Source organism: Microbacterium aquilitoris (assembly GCF_031932285.1).
In the GTDB taxonomy this organism is placed as follows: Bacteria; Actinomycetota; Actinomycetes; order Actinomycetales; family Microbacteriaceae; genus Microbacterium; species Microbacterium aquilitoris.
Genome location: NZ_JAUZVT010000002.1, coordinates 1013017 through 1032387 on the forward strand (window position 1 = coordinate 1013017; position 19371 = coordinate 1032387).

The following is a 19371-nucleotide window of genomic DNA, read 5'->3' on the forward strand; positions in this document are numbered from 1 at the left end:
CCCGGGCAGGCGCCCTCGCCGCGTGCGAGGATGGCCGGGTGTGGGTCACAGAGGTGTTGCCGTCATCCGGAGAGCGAGTGGATGCCGCGAGCGCGGACGGCCGTCGTTGGATCGCCGATCGGTACGCGCCCGCTCAGGAGAACTGGGTCCGGCTCAACATGATCACGTCCCTGACGGGATCCGCGGTCGGGCCCGACGGCACGAGCGACACGCTCACCAACCGCGCCGACCGGGCGATCCTGGGCGTCATCCGCGCCAGCGCCGATGCGATCATCGTCGGCGCCGAGACCGTGCGGGCAGAGGGCTACCTGCTCCCCCGTCGCTCGCGGCTGGCGGTGATCACCGGCTCCGGAGACCTCGCCGGCCACCGCCTCGACCCGGATCCGGACGGCCCCGACGACCAGGTGCTGCTCGTCATGCCCGAGGGCGCGGAGCCACCCCCGGCTGCCCACGGCGTCACCGTGGTGCCCGTCGCGGCGAGCGAGGGGCGGATGTCGGCCACCGGCATCCTGTCATCGCTCATCGACCGAGGGCTGCGGCACATCGTGTGCGAGGGCGGCCCCACCCTGGCGGCCCAGTTCGCAGCGGACGACCTGATCGACGAGTACTGCGTCACCGCCGCGCCGCATCTGGTTCCCACGGCCGGGCCGTTCCTGCCCCTTCGTCGACCGATCGATACGTGGCCGGCCGGCGTCCTCGTCGACGACGACGGCTTCAGCTACCTGCGGCTCCGGCGACGCTGAGCCCTCGCGCGTCGAGCCATTCGCGGATGCGGCTCGTCCAGCGCTCCTCGTCGTAGTTCCACAGCTTCGTGTGGCGGGCACCCTCGAACTCCTCGAGCTCGATGAGGTCGGGGCGCAGGTCGCGGAGATCCCGCGAAGCCTGCGCGGGGACGAAGTCGTCTCCGTCGCTGTGCAGGATCAGCGTCGGCGTCACGAGATCACGGGCCTGGGCGAGAACGTCGAGACGGTCCCAGGAGATCGGGTCGACGGCGCCGGTCAGCGGGGACGCCCACCGACGAGTCAGAGCATCGAGGGCCACTCGGGTCAGCGGACGAGGGATGCCGCTGAGGGCCGCGTGGTGGCTGAGCACTTGGCGCCAGTCCACGACGGGGGAATCGAGGACGACCCCGCCGATCAGGTCGCGGTGAGCGGAGTTGACCGCGAGCTGCATCGCGATGGCGCCGCCCATGGACCACCCGACCAACACGATGCGTCGGGCTCCGGCCCGACGGGCGTAGCCGATCGCGCGATCGACGTCGCGCCACTCCGTCGCCCCGAGGGCCGACGTGCCCCCTCTGCTCCGGGGAGCGTCGGGGTCGTTCCGGTAGGAGGCCAGGATCGATGTGATCCCCGCCGCATGGAACAGCGGCACGCCACGCAGCGTCTCGGCGCGCGTCGTGCCTCGACCGTGGATGTGGACCGCCCACACGTCTTCGGTTGGGGCGGCATCCTCGGACGCAGCGCCCGGGAACACCCACGCAGGACAGACGCCGAGCGCTGTTCCGACGTCCGCGCGCTCAAAGGGGAGGTGGAGCTCGGCCGGGTCGGAGAAGTACCACCCGCTGAAGCCGGCGGCCGATGCCAGACTGTCGGACTCGTCGATCTGGGTCAGCAGCTTGCGCGTCACCGTCTCGCCGCGTGCGGAGAGCACCGTGCCGAGCTTGATGTAGCTCTGCGTCCCGGTTGTGAAGAGGCCGTAGCGGCCCGGGAGGACCGTGTCGTCCGAGCGCGAGAGGGTGATCGTTTGCGCCGCGGTGTCGACGTCGATGATCGTCGTGTCGGGGACGCGTGCCGACGGGGTCACCACTCTCCGGGCGACGCCTCCAGCGAGGAGCGCCAGAAGCCCCGTCGCACTCACGAACGCGGTCGCGAGTGCGACCACCGTGCCTCGGAGGGCGATGACGGTTCCTTGCCGGGCGACGTCGGGAGCGGCGCGCCTGGAAGCCATCATGGTGCCCTCACTCTAGTCTGTCGCCGTGACCGAACCTCCGTCCGCGACGCCGGATTTCCCCGCCGTCAGCGACGAGCTCCGCGCGTTGGGCTTCCGCGACGACTTCGTGGTGCGCGAGATCGCCGCCCCCTCCTCGCTGGCTCCCGATGCCATCGCGTTCGCCGGCGACGTGCGTCCCGACGACGACGGCGAATCCCCGTACGGCACGGGACGCATCGTGATCCTCCACGACGCGTCAGAACCGGATGCCTGGGGCGGACCGTGGCGGATCGTCTGCTTCGCGCAGGCACCGCTCGAACCCGAGATCGGCACCGACCCCCTTCTGGCCGACGTAGCCTGGTCTTGGCTGGTCGACGCCCTCGCCGCACGTGGAGCGACGTTCCACGCGGCATCCGGCACAGCGACGAAGACCCTCTCGAAGGGATTCGGAACGCTGGCCGCGGAGGGCGACGGCGCGCAGATCGAGCTCCGCGCTTCGTGGTCCCCCGAGGGGGACGTCGCCAGTCATATGGATGCCTGGGGTGAGTTGGTCTGCATGTTGGCAGGCCTTCCCCCGGGCTCGGAGAACATCGCCGTGTTCGGCGGGCAGCGGAGTACACGTGGCTGAATACGAGGTCATCGCCGATCAGGAGACGGCGGCGGCCGCAGCGTCGCGCCTGGCGGCCGGGCACGGTCCGGTCGCGGTCGACGTGGAGCGGGCGTCCGGGTTCCGGTACTCGCAGCGCGCCTATCTCATCCAGGTCTACCGTCGCGGGAGCGAGGTCTATCTCTTCGATCCGCCCGCGATCGGCGACATGTCGGCGCTGCAGGCAGCGATCGGCGACGAAGAGTGGGTGCTCCACGCCGCGAGCCAGGATCTGCCGTCCCTCCGCGAGGCAGGTCTCGAGCCGCCCCGGATCTTCGACACGGAGCTCGCCGCCCGGCTTCTCGGCCATGAACGCGTCGGCCTCGGCGCCGTGGTGGAGCAGACGCTCGGGATCACCCTCGCCAAGGCGCACTCCGCTGCGGATTGGTCGACGCGCCCTCTACCCCAGGGATGGCTGGAGTACGCGGCCCTCGACGTCCTGCACCTCATCGACGTGCGCGATGCCCTCGCAGCTGAGCTCGACGAGCAGGAGAAGACCCGATTCGCCGAGGAGGAGTTCGAGGCCGTCCGCACGCGCGCACCCAAGCCCGCACGCGAGGAGCCGTGGCGTCGCCTCAGCGGACTGCACACCGTCCGCGGTCGTCGCGCCTTGGCCGTGGCCCGCGCCCTCTGGACGGCGCGCGAGGAGTATGCGCGGGAGGAGGATGTGTCTCCGGGCCGTTTGGTTCCCGACCGCTCCCTCGTCGCCGCCGTCATCGCCGACCCTGCGACCAAACAGGACCTCGCACGGGTCAAGGAGTTCACGGGTCGCGCGAGCCGCAACCAGCTGGATCGCTGGTGGGCGGCCATCGAGGCCGGACGGGCCGACCCCGCCCTCCCCTCCGAGCGCGGCCCGGGTGACGGGATGCCCCCGCCGCGCGCGTGGGCGGACCGCAACCCCGCCGCGGACGCACGTCTGAAGGCCGCCAAACCTGTCGTCGAGGCGCGCGCCGAAGAGCTGCACATGCCGACCGAGAACCTCTTGACGCCCGATCTCCTGCGTCGGGTCGCGTGGAATCCTCCCGCGGAGATCACCGCGGAATCAGTAGGTGAGGCCCTCCTCACCCTCGGCGCCCGGACCTGGCAGATTGAACAGACCGCACAGGTGATCGCCGCCGCCTTTGTGGATTCCGTGCAGAGCCCCGACGAACCGTCCGAACCCGCTTCGTAGGTTCGAACCAACCGATTTTCACGGTCGGAGCGCCTCTCTAGGCTGGGTGGGAACCCAATCTTTGGAGGCAATGTGGCCGAGCTTTCGGACGTCTATTTCGTCGACGGAATGCGCACCCCGTTCGGGCGTGCCGGCGAGAAGGGCATGTATTGGAACACCCGCGCCGATGACCTCGCCGTCAAGGCGACGATCGGTCTGATGGAGCGGAACCCCCACGTTCCCGCCGAGCGCGTCGACGATGTCGCGATCGCCGCCACCAGCCAGACCGGCGAGCAGGGGCTGACGCTCGGCCGATCGGTCGCGATCCTCGCAGGCCTCCCCCAGACGGTCCCCGGCTTCGCCATCGACCGCATGTGCGCCGGCGCCATGACGAGCGTGACCACCATGGCGGCATCCATCGGTGTCGGGATGTACGACGTCGCCCTCGCCGGCGGCGTCGAGCACATGGGGCACTACCCGATCGGCGGCAACGCCGACCCGAACCCGCGCTTCGTCGCAGAGAAGATGGTCGACCCCGGCGCGCTGAACATGGGCGTCACGGCCGAGCGCATCTTCGACCGCTACCCGCAGCTCACCAAGGAGCGCTCCGACCGCTTCGGAATGCTCAGCCAGCACAAGGCGCAGGCCGCCTACGAAGCCGGCAAGTTCCAGCCCGATCTGGTCTCCGTCGCGGTGAAGGATGCCGCAGGCGCGTGGGGACTCGCGACCGAGGACGAGGGGCGCCGTCCGCAGACGACGATGGCCGACCTCGCCGCACTGAAGACGCCGTTCCGTCCGCACGGACGGGTCACGGCCGGCACCTCGTCGCCGCTCACCGACGGGGCGACGATGTCGCTGCTCGCCGGCGGCGGTGCCGTCAAGGAGCTGGGGCTCGCCCCCAAGATGCGGCTCGTCTCGTTCGCGTTCGCGGGCGTCCAGCCCGAGATCATGGGCATCGGACCCATCCCCTCCACGGAGAAGGCTCTGAAGAAGGCGGGCCTGACGATCGACGACATCGGCCTGTTCGAACTGAACGAGGCGTTCGCCGTCCAGGTCATCTCGCTCCTCGACCACTTCGGCATCGCCGACGACGACCCGCGGGTCAACCCGTGGGGCGGGGCCATCGCGCTCGGGCACCCGCTCGCGGCATCCGGCGTCCGCCTCATGATCCAGCTGGCGGCCCACTTCGCCGAGCGCCCCGACGTGCGTTACGGTCTCACGGCCATGTGCGTGGGACTCGGCCAGGGCGGCTCCGTCATCTGGGAGAACCCGCACTACAACGGCAAGAAGAAGAAGTGAGGCCGCCGACGATGACCACCTACGACCAGATCGACTTCTCGCCCCTGCTCGCCCTCTCCGACACCGAGGTCGTGACGAACTCGCCCGTGCGCGACGTGACCCTCGCCAGCGGCAAGGTGCTCGCCCTGATCACGCTGGACAACGGCCGCGATCACACCCGTCCCAACACGCTGGGGCCCGCGACGTTGACCGCCCTGGGCGCCACCCTCGACACGCTCGCCGCTCGGGCGCGCGCCGGCGAGATCCAGGCCGTCGGCATCACGGGCAAGCAGTACATCCTCGCCGCCGGCGCCGACCTCAGCGAGGTCAGCAATGTCGGCTCCGTCGAGAACGCGCGACTGATCGCCCAGCTCGGTCACCACGTCCTCGGCAAGCTGTCGGATCTCGGCGTGCCGTCGTTCGCCTTCGTGAACGGGCTCGCCCTGGGCGGCGGGCTCGAGATCGCGCTGAACTCGACGTACCGGACGGTGGATGCCTCCGCCGCCGCGATCGCGCTGCCAGAGGTCTTCCTCGGAATCATCCCCGGCTGGGGCGGCGCGTACCTCCTGCCGAACCTGATCGGCATCGAGAACGCGCTCGAGGTCGTCGTCTCCAACCCGCTGAAGCAGAACCGCGTCCTGAAGCCGCAGCAGGCCTTCGACCTCGGGATCATGGACGCGATCTTCCCGGCGTCGAGCTACCTCGAGTCGTCGCTGCGGTGGGCCGACGGCGTCCTCGGCGGCACGATCAAGGTCGAGCGCAAGAACGCCCCCGGCAAGATCGAGCGGCTCACCAAGTGGCCCATCGCGATCAAGATGGCCCGCGGCATGCTCGAATCGAAGATCGGCACGGTCCCGCGCTCCCCCTACGTCGCGCTCGACCTGCTCGACAAGGCCAAGAGCGGCACGAAGGCCGAAGGGTTCGCGCGTGAGGACGACGCGCTCGCCTCGCTCGTGACGGGCGACCAGTTCGCGGCATCCATGTATGCGTTCGATCTGGTGCAGAAGCGGGCGAAGCGTCCCGTCGGCGCGCCCGACAAGACGCTCGCGAAGAAGGTCACGAAGGTCGGCGTCATCGGCGCGGGGCTCATGGCCAGCCAGTTCGCCCTTCTGTTCGTGCGCAAGCTCCAGGTGCCCGTGCTGATCACGGACCTCGATCAGGCGCGCGTCGACAAGGGCGTCGCCTACATCCACGACGAGATCGGCAAGCTCGAGGCGAAGGGCCGGCTCGACGGCGACACCGCCAATAAGCTGCGCGCCCTCGTGACCGGGACGACCGACAAGTCGGCCTATGCCGACTGCGACTTCGTCATCGAGGCGGTCTTCGAAGAGGTCGGTGTCAAGCAGTCGGTGTTCGCCGAGATCGAGGCAGTCGTCGCGGAGGATGCGATCCTCGCGACCAACACGTCGTCGCTCTCGGTCGAGGAGATCGGCGCCAAGCTCGCTCACCCCGAGCGCCTGGTCGGCTTCCACTTCTTCAACCCGGTCGCGGTCATGCCGCTCATCGAGGTCGTGAAGACTCCGCTGACGTCGGATGCCGCCCTCGCGACGGCGTTCGTCGTCGCCCGGGGGCTGGGCAAGAACGCGGTCCTCACAGCCGACGCGCCCGGATTCGTCGTGAACCGTCTGCTCGCCAAGGTCATGGGCGAGGCCGCGCGCGCCGTCTACGAGGGCACGCCCGTCGCGGACGTCGAGAAGGCGTTCGCGCCGCTCGGCCTGCCGATGGGACCGTTCCAGCTCATCGACCTCGTCGGCTGGAAGGTCGCCGCCCACGTGCAGGACACGATGGTCCGCGCTTTTCCCGACCGGTTCTATGCGAACGAGAACTTCCACGAGCTCGCCGCGTTGGACCAGGTCGTCGAGAAGGACAAGGGCGGCCGCGTGACCGGATTCACGAAGGCCGCCGAGAAGGTCGCGAAGAAGGCGACGGGATCGACACCGGCATCCGCCGAAGAGATCCTCCGCCGTGTGCAGGACGGCCTCGCGCAGGAGATCAAGCTCATGCTGGACGAGGGCGTCGTGCCCGAGGTCGAGGACATCGACCTGTGCCTGATCCTCGGGGCAGGATGGCCCTTCATCGACGGCGGTGCGACGCCGTACCTCGACCGAGAGGGCGCGAGCGACCGGGTGTTCGGCGACACGTTCCACCACCCGCCGATCCGCGGCATCGCCTGACGGACCCAGGAACGCGTACGGCCCCCGGGGTGTCCCGGGGGCCGTACGCGTCCGTCAGTGCCGAGTGAGCTGCGCCTGGGCCGCACGGACCCGGAGATCGCGCGCGAGGTGATCACGCTGCTCGATCACGATGCGCCTGAGCGAACCGGGTGCATCGGTGTTCGCCTCAAGCCAGGCGTCGACCGACGCGGTGTCTTCCGTGGCGGGGAACAACCCCCGCACGAGGCGCGCGGCGATCTCGATGCTGCGCGAGCGCCACGCCGGCAGGATCCGCTCGAAGTACGGGGCGTCGAACTCCGCGACGAGGTCACGACTCTCCCCCGCCCGCGCGCCACGGATGGTGGCATCGAGGTGGTCGTTGGTCAGCGTCTCGTCCTCCCAGGCCGCCCGCCACGCGTCGCGACGGACGGATGCCTCCGGCCGCGCCGCGAGCGCCGCCAGACGCGCCGTGCGGCCCGAGGCGGTCGCATCCCGCTCCGCTTCGGCGTCGATGCGCGCGGCGTCCGCGTGGCCGGACGCCGCGAGACCGAAGAGCCATCCCCACCGGAGGTCGGGGTCGAGCGGGAGACCCGCCGGTGCCGGTGCCTCTCCTGCCAGGATCGCCGACATCTCGGCCGCGCGGTCCCCGGACAGTTCGGCGGCCACACCCACTGCTCGTGCCCAGATGAGCTGCGCGTCGGACCCGGCGTCCGCCGCCGCCATGGCGCGCCATGCTCCCTCCAACCACGCGGCCGATGCCCGCTCGACGTCCGACACGTAATGACGGATCGCGAAGGCGGCGTGGGCGAGGACGTCGCTCAGGAGCGCCGGGTGCGATTCGCGGGGAGCGTGATCCGCCGCGATCGCGAGATAGACGGATGCCGCGAGTTCCCCGTCGCGCACCGCGTTCCACAGCGCCGCCCAGACGACACCGCGCGCGACCGCGTCGGGCATCGATGACAGGCCCGCCGTGACGGCTGCGAGCGACCGGTCGTCGAGCCGCACCTTCGCATAGGAGCGGTCGTCGACGTTGGCGATCACGAGGGCGGTGTCAGGGAGGACGGGCGCATCGACGAGGGTGCGCTCACCGAACAGGTCGACGGCGACATCGCCGCGCGCGACGAGACGTCCCGCCTCGTCATCCCACAGACCGACGCGGACCGCGTGCGGTCGTGCGACGTCCTGCACGACGGCCAGAGGGCCGCGTTCGACGGTGAGGGTCGGCAGGCCGGTCGTCTCGAGCCACGCCGTGCTCCACGATCGCAGGTCGCGCCCCGACGCCTCCTCCAGCGCGACGAGGAGATCCTCGAGCGTCGTGTTGCCGTAGGCGTGGGCGGCGAAGTACCGCTGCGCGCCGCGGAAGAAGGCCTCCTCGCCGACGAACCCGACGAGCTGCTTCAGAACCGACGCACCCTTTGCGTAGGTGATGCCGTCGAAGTTCAGCTTGGCCGCCTCGAGATCGGGGATGTCGGCGACGATCGGATGCGTCGTGGGGAGCTGGTCCTGGACGTACGCCCATCCCTTCCGCCTGCTCGCGAACGTGACCCAGGCATCCGGGTGCAGCCCTGTCGCGACGTTCGCGTGCGTCCCCATGAAGTCGGCGAACGACTCCTTGAGCCACAGATCGTCCCACCACCGCATCGTGACGAGGTCGCCGAACCACATGTGCGCCATCTCGTGGAGGATCGTGTTGGAGCGCGCTTCGCGTTGCGCGGCCGTCGCCGCGCCGCGGAAGACGTACGCCTCGGTGAAGGTGACGAGCCCCGGGTTCTCCATCGCCCCCAGGTTGTACTCGGGGACGAAGATCTGGTCGTACTTACCCCACGGGTAGTCCTGGTCGAAGGCCGCTGTGAAGAAGTCGAGTCCTCGGCGGGTGATGTCGAGGATCTCGTCCGCGTCGAGGTGCTCCGCGAGCGAGGCGCGGCAGAGGACGCCGAGGTCCACGCTCTGCCGCTCCCCCGTCCAGGCCCCGTCGACGCGGTGGTACGGCCCGACGGCGACCGCGGTGACGTAGCTCGACAGCAGGGGCGTCTCGGCGAAGGACACGCGGACCCCGCCGTCGACGTCGAGGCGAGAGGTCTCGGCGCCGCCCGACAGGACGACGCCGTCACCCGACGCCGTGATGTGGAAGGTCCACCGCGCCTTCAGGTCGGGCTGCTCGAAGCACGGGTAGACGCGGCGGCTGTCGGCAGGCTCGTACTGCGTGTACAGATACACGGCCCCGTCCACGGGATCCGTGAAGCGGTGAAGACCCTCACCCGACCGGCTGTACCGACCACGGGCGCGGATGCGGACCGTGTTGTCCTCGGCGAGTCCCGAGAGGCGGATCCGCGCACCGTCCCACTCGACCGGTTGCGGCGCACCGTTGAGCTCCACCTCGTCGACGGCGACGCCGAGGAAGTCGACCCACGTCTCGGCGGCCGACGCGCGGAATCGCAGAGTGCTCTGCGTCGTGAAGTCATCGCGGGAGGCGTCGGACGCCGACCGGACGTCCAGGTCGACCTCGATCGTGTCGAGATCGATGACGGATGCCCGGGCCGCGGCATCCTCTCGACTCAGGTTCTCATCGCCGGAATGCTGCCGTGTCTGCATCCCTCCATGCTGTCACGCGGTCAGTCGGAAGCCGCGTCGGTCGGGCCGCGGAGTTCGACCTCCTGCGAGCTCCACACGGCGTCGTCGCTCGACTGGCGGGCGACGGGTACGCGCGTGCCGAGCACCTGCGACACGACGTCCTGCGCGATCTTCGAGGCCGTCAGGCCTGCATCGGCGAGGATCTGCTCGCGGGTCGCGTGGTCGATGAACTCGTCCGGAAGGCCGAGCTCGTCGACGGCCGTCGAGACGCCCGCCTCGCGCAGCACTTGGCGCACGCGCGTCCCGACACCGCCGACGCGGATGCCGTCCTCGATCGTGATCACCAGGCGATGGGATGCCGCGAGCTCGACGACGGCAGGGCGGATGGGAACAGCCCAGCGAGGGTCGATGACCGTCGAGCCGATGCCCTGGGCGCGGAGCCGCTCGGCGACCTCGACGGCCATGTGCGCCATCGGGCCGATGCCGACGATGAGGACGTCCTCGGCGCCGCTGCGGTACAGCACGTCCGTGCCGTCCGCCAGACGCTCGATCGCATCGAGGGCATCCGGCACGGACCCCTTCGGAAAACGCACCACGGTGGGCGCGTCCTCGACGGTGACCGCCTCGTCGAAGAGTTCGACCAGCCGCTCCGCGTCGCGGGGCGCGGCGATCCGGATGCCGGGCACGAGCTGCAGCATGGCGAGGTCCCAGATGCCATGGTGGCTCGGACCGTCGGGCCCGGTCACGCCCGACCGGTCGAGGACGAAGGTGACGCCGGCCTTGTGCAGCGCGACATCCATCATGATCTGGTCGAACGCCCGGTTCATGAACGTCGCATAGATCGCCACGACCGGGTGGACACCGCCGAACGCGAGCCCTGCGGCCGAGGCGACCGCGTGCTGCTCGGCGATGCCGACGTCGTACACGCGCTTCGGGAACCTCTGTGCGAACTCCTGCAGGCCGGTCGGTCGCAGCATCGCGGCGGTCATCGCGATGATGTCGTCGCGCCGCTCCCCGGCCGCCACGAGCGCCTCGGAGAAGACGTCGGTCCAGGCCACGGCATCCGATGACCCGATCGGCTCCCCCGTGATGGGATCGATCTTCCCGACGGCGTGGAACTGGTCGGCTTCGTCGCGTCGCGCAGGCTCGAACCCGCGCCCCTTGTCGGTGATGGCGTGCACGATGACGGGAGCGCCGTACTGCTTCGCGAGACGGAGCGTCTCCTCCATGGCATCGAGGTCGTGCCCGTCGACGGGACCGAGGTACTTGATGTCGAGGTTGGAGTAGAGCGCCACGTTGTTGGTGAAGCGCGACAGGAAGCCGTGCGTGCCGCCGCGGACGCCGCGGTAGACCGCTCGGCCGATGGGTCCCAGCAGCCGGGAGACATGGGCGGAGCTCTGACGCAGGGTCTTGTAGCTGTCGGCCGTGCGAACGCGGTTGAGGTAGCGGGCCATGCCCCCGATGGTCGGCGCGTACGAGCGGCCGTTGTCGTTGACAACGATGACGAGGTTGCGATCGTTGTCGTCGGAGATGTTGTTGAGCGCCTCCCACGTCATGCCGCCCGTGAGCGAGCCATCACCCACGACGGCGACGACGTGACGATCCTTGCGCCCGGTGACGGTCAGGGCACGCGAGACGCCGTCCGCCCAGCTCAACGAGCTCGACGCGTGCGAGGACTCGACGACATCGTGCGGGCTCTCGGAGCGCTGCGGGTAACCGGCGAGACCGCCGCGCGAGCGCAGCTTCGAGAAGTCCTGACGACCGGTGAGCAGCTTGTGGACGTAGGACTGGTGTCCGGTGTCGAAGATGATCGGGTCGTTCGGGGAGTCGAAGACGCGGTGCAGTGCGATCGTCAACTCGACGACACCGAGGTTCGGGCCGAGGTGGCCACCGGTGCGCGAGACGTTCTCGACGAGGAAGGTCCGGATCTCATCGGCGAGGATGTGAAGCTCCTCGCTCGAGAACCGATCGAGGTCACGCGGACCGGAAATTCCCTCGAGAAGACTCATGACAGGAGTCTACGTGCCCGCATGCGAGAGGACCCCGACTCCACGCGGAGCCGGGGTCCTCTTGACACGCGGGTCAGACCAGCGAACGCAGCACGTACTGCAGGATGCCGCCGTTGCGGTAGTAGTCAGCCTCACCGGGGGTGTCGATGCGGACGACCGCGTCGAACTCGACCGTCTGCTTGCCCTCCGGCGAGAACTCGCTCGGCTCGGCGACGACCTTCACCGTCTTGGGCGTGACGCCCTCGTTCAGCTGCTCGAGGCCCGTGATCGAGACGATCTCGGTGCCGTCGAGGCCGAGCGAGCTCCAGCTCTCCCCGGCGGGGAACTGCAGCGGGACGACGCCCATGCCGATGAGGTTCGAGCGGTGGATGCGCTCGAAGCTCTCGGTGATGACCGCCTTGACGCCCAGCAGGCTCGTGCCCTTGGCCGCCCAGTCGCGCGACGAACCGGAGCCGTACTCCTTGCCGCCGAAGACCACGAGCGGGGTGCCCTGCGCTTGGTAGTTCTGGCTCGCGTCGTAGATGTACGACTGCGGTCCGCCGGGCTGAGTGAAGTCGCGGGTGAAACCGCCCTCGACAACCTTGCCGTCGTTGACCGCGGCGACGATCTCGTTCTTCAGGCGGATGTTCGCGAACGTGCCGCGGATCATGACCTCGTGGTTTCCGCGACGCGAGCCGTAGGAGTTGAAGTCCTTCTGTGCCACACCGTGCTCGGTGAGGTACTGAGCCGCCGGGGTGCCGGCCTTGATGTTGCCGGCCGGGCTGATGTGGTCGGTCGTGACCGAGTCGCCCAGGGTCGCCATGACGCGCGCACCGGAGATGTCGGTGACGGGTGCCGGCGTGCTCTCCATGCCGTCGAAGTACGGTGCCTTGCGGACGTACGTCGAATCCTCGTCCCATTCGAAGATGGGGCCGGTGGGCGTGGGCAGGTTCTGCCAGCGCTCGTCGCCGTCGAAGACGGTCGAGTACTGCTTGATGAACTGCTCGCGCGAGATGGAGTGGTCGATGACCTCCTGGACCTCGTCGGGCGAGGGCCAGATGTCCTTCAGGAACACGTCGTTGCCGTCCGCGTCCTTGCCGAGCGCATCGGTCTCGAAGTCGAAGTTCATCGACCCGGCGAGAGCGTAGGCGACGACCAGCGGCGGCGAGGCCAGGTAGTTCATCTTCACATCGGGGCTGATGCGGCCCTCGAAGTTGCGGTTGCCCGAGAGGACGGCGGTGACGGCGAGGTCGTTCTCGTTGATCGCCACCGACACCTCCTCGATGAGCGGACCCGAGTTGCCGATGCAGATCGTGCAGCCGTAGCCGACGGTGTAGAAGTCGAGGCCCTCGAGCGCCTTGTCGAGACCGGACTTCTCGTAGTAGTCGGTGACGACCTTCGAGCCGGGTCCGAGCGTCGTCTTGACCCACGGCTTGCGCTTCAGGCCCTTGTCGACGGCCTTCTTGGCGAGGAGGCCCGCCGCGATCATGACCGACGGGTTCGACGTGTTGGTGCACGAGGTGATGGCCGCGAGGGTGACCGCACCGTTGTCGAGGAGGTAGGACTGCCCGTCGGGCGTCGTGACCTTGACCGGCTTGGATGCCGCGTGGCGGGCACCGCTCGAGATCATCGAGGGGACGTGCTCGTGCTCGTGCTGGTGCGAGACGCCCTCGGCCGAGACGGTCTCGTGCTCGACGCCGGGAGCGGAACCCGGGTCGGACGCGGGGAAGGTGCCTTCGATCTCGACGGAGTCCTCAGCCGCGGCATCCGCGTAGTTGAGGATGTCCTTCTCGAACTGGTTCTTCGCCTCGGAGAGGAGGATGCGGTCCTGCGGACGCTTCGGGCCGGCGATGGAGGGGACGACCGTCGACAGGTCGAGCTCCATGAACTCGCTGAAGCTGAGCTCGCGGGAGGCGTCGTGCCACAGCGACTGAGCCTTGGCGTACGCCTCGACGAGGGCGACGGTCTGCTCGTCGCGTCCCGTGAGGCGCAGGTAGTCGAGGGTCACGTCGTCGACCGGGAACATCGCGGCGGTCGAACCGAACTCGGGGCTCATGTTGCCGATGGTCGCGCGGTTGGCCAGCGGCACCTGGGCGACGCCCTCGCCGTAGAACTCGACGAACTTGCCGACCACGCCGTGCTTGCGGAGCATGTCGGTGATCGTGAGGACGACGTCCGTCGCGGTCACGCCGGCGGGGATCTCACCGGTGAGCTTGAAGCCGACGACGCGCGGGATGAGCATGGAGACCGGCTGGCCGAGCATGGCGGCCTCGGCCTCGATGCCGCCGACGCCCCAGCCGAGCACGCCCAGGCCGTTGACCATCGTGGTGTGCGAGTCGGTGCCGACGCAGGTGTCGGGGTAGGCGCGCAGGACGCCGTCGACCGGACGGTCGTAGATGACCTTGGCGAGGTGCTCGATGTTCACCTGGTGGACGATGCCGGTCCCCGGGGGGACGACCTTGAAGTCGTCGAAGGCGGTCTGACCCCAGCGCAGGAACTGGTAGCGCTCACCGTTGCGCTCGTACTCGATCTCGACGTTGCGCTCGAGGGCGTTCTCGGATCCGAAGAGGTCGGCGATGACCGAGTGATCGATGACCATCTCGGCCGGCGACAGCGGGTTGATCTTGCTCGGATCGCCGCCGAGGGCGGTGACGGCCTCGCGCATGGTGGCGAGGTCGACGATGCAGGGAACACCGGTGAAGTCCTGCATGACCACGCGCGCCGGCGTGAACTGGATCTCGGTGTTGGGCTCGGCATCGGGGTTCCAGTTACCGAGGGCCTCGATCTGCTCCTTGGTGACGTTCGCGCCGTCCTCGGTGCGAAGCAGGTTCTCGAGGAGGATCTTGAGGCTGTACGGAAGCTTCTCGAAACCGGGAACGGTGTCGATGCGGAAGATCTCGTAGTCGGTGTCGCCGACTGTGAGTGTGCTCTTGGCACCGAAGCTGTCAACTGTGGACACGTGTGCTCTCCTTCGTCGGCGGGCGCGGCGTGAGCCGGCCCTCCCATCTTCGCCCTGCCTGGTCCCGGTGACTAGTGAGGTCCGCCTTACTCAGGCGGGCGAAATTTATCTTGATATCAAGATACTCTACGCGGGTGGATGCCGCTGCCTCAGGCGCCGCTCTCCTCGTCCGGATTGACCTCGTCCGCAGCGCGCGCGATGAGCACCGGCTCCTCGTCGAGACACAGCCGGACGAGCAACGTGAGGAGATCGCGCAGGCTCGTGGCGCCGAGCAGACGGAACTGGTCGTACTCGCCGAGAGGTGCGATCGCGGCGAGCTGCCAGCTCGACTCGACGGGGTCGTCCGACACCTCCGTATCGGGATCCCACCGCGCTTCCCCGAGCACCGAAGCGAGCGTGGCGACACGGCGGACCACCCGCTCCGCTTCGCGCCGCAACGGTGCCAGCTCCTCGTCCCAGGGCAGCGGCTGCAGGGGCGTCACGTCGGCGATCGGATGCGGGTCGTCGAGACCCCAGCGATCGACCGTGATGCGATCTCCGCCGACGGCGATCACGAAGAGGTCGGCGCTTCCCGCTTCGACCTGGACGATCCTGGCCATCGTGCCGAGGGCGGAGCGTTCCTCTCCCCCGCCGGCTTCTCGTCCGCGCTCGATCAGGACCACGCCGAACTCCGGGTCCTCGTGCTCGAGCAGTCTCCCGAGCATCGTCAGGTAGCGCGGTTCGAAGATCCGAAGGACGAGCGGCGCGTGCGGGAACAGCACACTTCCGAGCGGGAACATCGGGACGGCGTCCATACGGCCAGTCAACCAGCCGTCGGACCGGTCAGGGGCGTTCTGCTGCGGCTTCCTCGGTCGACGCGGCGCGCGGCGGATAGAGCGCACGGACGGCGAGCCAGGTCACGGCGACCATCGGCGCGAACAGCGGCAGGCCCATGATGAGCTTCAGAGTGCCGAGTGCCGCCGTCTGATCCGTGAGGTACAGCGGCAGCTGCACCGCGAGACGCGCGAAGAACAGCGCGGCCCACGCGATCGTCAGCCAGAAGAACACCCGGCGCTTGCGTCGGTCTGCCCGCCACGCGGTGCCCTCGTTCATGAGGAACCCCGCAGCGACGCCGATGAGCGACCACCCGATCAGCGCCGAGACGAGGAGCCCTGTCCCGTACGCCGCGTTCGTGATCAGCCCGGGGACGAAATTGTCGACGCCCCGACCCGTGAACAGCGCGAGCGCTGCGGCGGCGCCCGTCGCGACCAGGCCGCCGAAGGCCGCCGCAACGGGAGACCGCTGAACCAGGCGGATGATCGTGAAGACGGCCGCCAACCCCACCGATGCCACGAGCGAGAGCACGAGGTCCTGACCGGTGACCGTGTAGAGGACGACGAACACGAGCCCCGGGAGGACGGACTCGCCGATCCCCCGCCATCCGCCCATCGCCCGCCACACGACGTGTCCGGTCGTGGCGTCGTCGGTCGGATCGAGTCCCGCACGTTTCGCGGCGCCTCCGAGGGCCTGCCCGATGAGGTCGGATGCCGTCGGTTCGCCCGCTGACGGCGGGACGAGGTCCGGTCGATCGGCCGACGGCTCGCCGGGTCGGTCCTGGGCCATGCTCACGCGCTGCCGGGCGTCGCGGGCATCTTGAGAGGGATGAGGTCCCGCGGAGGCATCGGCGTCGTCCCGCGCACCACGACGATCGATCGGAAGAGGTCTTCGATCTGCTCGGCAGCCGTGATATCACCGGCGGCGGCTCCGCCGATCACACCGCGCAGGAACCACCGGGGGCCGTCGACGCCCACGAACCGTGCGAGCCGCTTACCGGCCGCGCCGTCCGCGCCGGCGACGGGGACCTCGGCGAGCAGCTCGGGTCCCAGAGGACCTTCGCGCTCCTCGACGCGTCCTCCCTGCTGACGGACCTGCTGACGGATCTGCTCGCGCGTCTCCTCCCACAGGCCGCTGGAGCGCGGTGCGGCGAACGGCTGCACCTGGAGGGTGGAGCCGGCGTAGTCCAAGCCCACTGCGACGATGCGCTTCGTCTGCTCCTCGACCTCGAGCCGGAGGTTCAGCCCCTCCCGGGGCAGGACCTTGACGCCGCCGAGATCGATGTAGGGGCGGACGGGATTGGCTTCCGCCTCGTCGAAGGGGCCGTTGGCGGCACGATCGCTCGGTGCCGACTTGGGGGCGAGCTCGTCGCTCATGCGGTTGTTCCTGTCGTGTAGCCGGTGGATCCGAATCCCCCGTCACCGCGCACACTGTCGGGGAGCGCGTCGACGGGGAGGAAAGTCGCCCGCGAGACGGGCATCACGATGAGTTGGGCGATCCGATCGCCGGGTGCGATGTCGAACGCCTCGGCGGCATCCGTGTTCAGCAGCGTCACCTTGATCTCACCCCGGTATCCGGCGTCGACCGTGCCCGGGGAGTTGACGACGGTGATGCCGTGTTTGGCGGCCAGACCGCTGCGGGGGACGACGAAGGCGACGTAGCCGTCGGGAAGCGCGATGCGCACTCCGGTGCCGATGAGGGCGCGCTGGCCGGGAGCCAGCCGCACCTGCTCGGTCGAGACGAGGTCGGCGCCTGCATCCCCGGGGTGCGCGTAGACGGGCACATGAGCCGAGATAATGGGAACGTCCACGGTATCCATCACCCCCCGAGGCTAATGCACAACACCGACCGCACCGTCCCCGCTTCCTACCGCGAGCGGTTGAGCCCGTCCCTGTGGCTCCTGGTGAGCGCAGCGGTGTGCGCCCCGATGGCAGCCGTGGTGTTCTCGCCGATCGACACGACGCTCGCCCTCGTCATCGGACTGGCCGTCGGAGTCGTCCTCGTCTCGGCGCTCATCCTCGCCGCGCCCGTGATCGCCGTCCGTGACGGGGTCCTGTACGTGGGGCGCGCCCACATCGCGGTGTCCGATCTGGGCGAAGCCGAGTTCCTCACCGGGGACGACGCCCGCACGGCGCGAGGCGGCGGCCTGCGCGGGGACGATTGGCATGTCCTGCGCGGCGGTATCGACGGCGTCGTCCGCGTTCCCGTCTCAGACGACGACGACCCCGCGGCACGCTGGGTGTTCTCGTCGCGCACACCCGATCGGGTGGCGGCGATCATCACCCGCGCGCAGCGGGGTCGCTAGGTCTCCGCGGCTGACGCCGAGGAAGGTCGGCGCTGCTTACGCGGCGCACTCGGTGCAGATGGCACCGATCGAGGTCTGGTGGTCGATCTGGGTCCGGTGCTTCACGAGGAAGCACTCGACGCAGGTGAATTCATCCTCCTGAGGAGGGAGGACGACGACGTCGAGGTCGACGTCGGAGAGGTCTGCGCCGGGGAGCTCGAACCCGCTCGGGTTGTCAGAGTCCTCGACGTCGACCGAGCCGGACATCTTGTCCGGGACGCGTTCCTTGAGAGCCTCGATCGACTCGCTGTCGTCTTCGGTCTTGCGGGGGGCGTCGTAATCCGTGGCCATTCGAGAACGTCTCAACTTTCGGGGTGGTGCTGTGGTGTGCGGCCCGTTCGGGCGGCCATAGTTTGCATCACCTCACGGTGAATCGCAAATGAGCCGCCGGGCCGTAGCTGCCTTTCGGGGGTGCCACACCGCAAACTCGCGGCGCGCCCCGGATATTCCCGCCGCCGGGCCTGCTCCGTGACAGCATGAACGCACACGCTGGATCTGGAGGACGTCCGCATGGAACAGCTCAAAGTGATCGGCACCGAGGACGGTCGCCTCATGCTCGCGACCGACGCCGGCGACCGCTTCTCGCTCGCCGTCGACGAGGCGCTGCGCACCCACCTGCGCCGCCTGCAGCGGGACGCCGAGCCCCGCACCACCCGCCCGAACCCCCGCGACATCCAGGCTCACATCCGTGCCGGCATGACGGCCGAGGATGTGGCTCAGCTGCTCGGTGTGCGCGTCGAAGACGTTCAGCGCTTCGAAGGACCGGTCTTGGCCGAACGCGAGCACATCGTGGGTCAGGCGCTGGCCGTGACCGTGCTGATCGGGGGCGAGCTCGACCCCGGGGCGCAGCCGACCTTCGGCAATGCCGTCCGCGCGAAGCTCACCGAAGCCGGCGCCACGGGCGAGCGCTGGACGAGCTGGAAGGACCAGAACGGCTGGACCGTGAAGCTCGAGTTCACCGTCGGGGAAGTCGAGCACGACGCCCGCTGGTCGTTCGATCCGCGCCGATCGTCCCTCGCGCCGCAGAACTCCGACGCGACCCAGCTGTCGCGCCAGGGCTCGCTGCCCGAAGGCCTCATCCCCCGCCTGCGTGCTCTGGACTCCGCGCCGCAGAAGGATGCCTCCCGCTTCGACAGTGGTGCGTTCGGTCCCCGTGCGCTCTCCGAACCCGACGCCGACCTCGAATCGCCCGAGCCGCGTCCCTCCTCGTCCGCCGCGGTGCAGCAGGCCGCCATCAAGCGTGCGCCCGACGCACCCGTGACGTCTGCGGAGACGGCAGACCTCCTCGAAGCGCTGCGCCGCCGCCGCGGCCAGCGCGAGCCGATGCCGGGTGAGCACGGGGAGGAGCGCACCTCCACCCCCGTCGCCCTCTTCGACGCACCCGAGCCCGACGACGAGCCGGCGCCCGCCGAGCCGGAGAGTTCCCAGCCCGAAGTCGCGGCGGAACCGGCCACCGAGCAGACGCGTCGGCGGGGTCGTACGTCGATGCCCTCGTGGGACGAGATCGTCTTCGGCGCACGCACCGAGGACGGCTGAC

The 19371-nt window shown here is 69.3% G+C and carries 16 protein-coding genes; 7 read left to right on the forward strand and 9 right to left on the reverse strand.

The window, feature by feature from the left end; all coding sequences use genetic code 11:
* The first annotated feature begins 38 nt into the window (after positions 1-38).
* Positions 39-743: a dihydrofolate reductase family protein gene (locus Q9S78_RS11750; RefSeq protein ID WP_311870325.1), complete on the forward strand. Its 705-nt coding sequence runs from the start codon at positions 39-41 to the stop codon at positions 741-743.
* On the opposite strand, the gene Q9S78_RS11755 is transcribed toward Q9S78_RS11750, so the two are convergent.
* Positions 715-1953: an alpha/beta hydrolase gene (locus Q9S78_RS11755; protein WP_311870327.1), complete on the reverse strand. Its 1239-nt coding sequence runs from the start codon at positions 1951-1953 to the stop codon at positions 715-717. The two genes, Q9S78_RS11750 and Q9S78_RS11755, sit on opposite strands and share 29 nt — an antisense overlap.
* A gap of 25 nt (positions 1954-1978) precedes the next feature.
* On the opposite strand from Q9S78_RS11755, the gene Q9S78_RS11760 reads away from it, so the two are divergent.
* The 4 genes from Q9S78_RS11760 to Q9S78_RS11775 all read left to right on the forward strand — a co-directional run bounded on the left by Q9S78_RS11760 (position 1979) and on the right by Q9S78_RS11775 (position 7180).
* Positions 1979-2560 (forward strand): DUF3000 domain-containing protein, encoded by a 582-nt coding sequence (locus Q9S78_RS11760; RefSeq protein ID WP_018186698.1) that lies wholly within the window; start codon positions 1979-1981, stop codon positions 2558-2560.
* Positions 2553-3749 carry a ribonuclease D gene (locus Q9S78_RS11765; RefSeq protein ID WP_311870330.1) on the forward strand — a complete coding sequence of 399 codons (1197 nt, stop codon included), beginning with the start codon at positions 2553-2555 and terminating at the stop codon, positions 3747-3749. Before Q9S78_RS11760 ends, Q9S78_RS11765 begins: the two co-directional genes overlap by 8 nt.
* A gap of 72 nt (positions 3750-3821) precedes the next feature.
* Positions 3822-5027, forward strand: coding sequence for a thiolase family protein (locus tag Q9S78_RS11770; protein ID WP_311870331.1), 1206 nt, complete (start codon positions 3822-3824; stop codon positions 5025-5027).
* A gap of 11 nt (positions 5028-5038) precedes the next feature.
* Complete coding sequence (locus Q9S78_RS11775; protein WP_311870333.1) at positions 5039-7180, forward strand: 3-hydroxyacyl-CoA dehydrogenase NAD-binding domain-containing protein; 2142 nt, start codon at positions 5039-5041, stop codon at positions 7178-7180.
* A 54-nt stretch (positions 7181-7234) separates the two neighbouring features.
* Here the strand turns inward: Q9S78_RS11775 and pepN are convergent, their stop codons facing one another.
* From pepN to dut, 7 genes are all read right to left on the reverse strand, one after another.
* Complete coding sequence (gene pepN, locus Q9S78_RS11780) at positions 7235-9751, reverse strand: aminopeptidase N (protein ID WP_311870335.1); 2517 nt, start codon at positions 9749-9751, stop codon at positions 7235-7237.
* Positions 9752-9771: 20 nt separating this feature from the next.
* The gene (gene dxs, locus Q9S78_RS11785; protein ID WP_311870337.1) at positions 9772-11739 is read right to left on the reverse strand and encodes a 1-deoxy-D-xylulose-5-phosphate synthase; all 1968 of its coding nucleotides are present in this window, start codon (positions 11737-11739) and stop codon (positions 9772-9774) included.
* Between the two features lie 73 nt (positions 11740-11812).
* Positions 11813-14677, reverse strand: coding sequence for an aconitate hydratase (locus tag Q9S78_RS11790; RefSeq protein WP_311870340.1), 2865 nt, complete (start codon positions 14675-14677; stop codon positions 11813-11815).
* 149 nt (positions 14678-14826) lie between these two features.
* On the reverse strand, positions 14827-15471 hold the full coding sequence (locus Q9S78_RS11795) for an LON peptidase substrate-binding domain-containing protein (protein ID WP_311870342.1): 645 nt from the start codon (positions 15469-15471) through the stop codon (positions 14827-14829).
* Positions 15472-15499: 28 nt separating this feature from the next.
* A complete protein-coding gene (locus tag Q9S78_RS11800; protein ID WP_116229149.1) occupies positions 15500-16279 on the reverse strand; it encodes a DUF3159 domain-containing protein in 780 nt (259 codons plus the stop codon).
* 2 nt (positions 16280-16281) lie between these two features.
* Positions 16282-16866: a DUF3710 domain-containing protein gene (locus tag Q9S78_RS11805; protein ID WP_116229150.1), complete on the reverse strand. Its 585-nt coding sequence runs from the start codon at positions 16864-16866 to the stop codon at positions 16282-16284.
* Positions 16863-17312, reverse strand: coding sequence for a dUTP diphosphatase (gene dut, locus Q9S78_RS11810; protein ID WP_026302850.1), 450 nt, complete (start codon positions 17310-17312; stop codon positions 16863-16865). Before dut ends, Q9S78_RS11805 begins: the two co-directional genes overlap by 4 nt.
* A gap of 12 nt (positions 17313-17324) precedes the next feature.
* Here dut and Q9S78_RS11815 point away from each other — a divergent pair, with 12 nt between their 5' ends.
* Positions 17325-17795 (forward strand): DUF3093 domain-containing protein, encoded by a 471-nt coding sequence (locus Q9S78_RS11815; RefSeq protein WP_018186687.1) that lies wholly within the window; start codon positions 17325-17327, stop codon positions 17793-17795.
* Positions 17796-17831: 36 nt separating this feature from the next.
* Here Q9S78_RS11815 and Q9S78_RS11820 read toward each other — a convergent pair whose 3' ends face one another.
* Positions 17832-18125, reverse strand: coding sequence for a DUF4193 domain-containing protein (locus tag Q9S78_RS11820; RefSeq protein ID WP_018186686.1), 294 nt, complete (start codon positions 18123-18125; stop codon positions 17832-17834).
* 219 nt (positions 18126-18344) lie between these two features.
* Here Q9S78_RS11820 and sepH point away from each other — a divergent pair, with 219 nt between their 5' ends.
* Complete coding sequence (gene sepH / locus Q9S78_RS11825; RefSeq protein ID WP_311870344.1) at positions 18345-19370, forward strand: septation protein SepH; 1026 nt, start codon at positions 18345-18347, stop codon at positions 19368-19370.
* Position 19371: the final 1 nt, after the last annotated feature.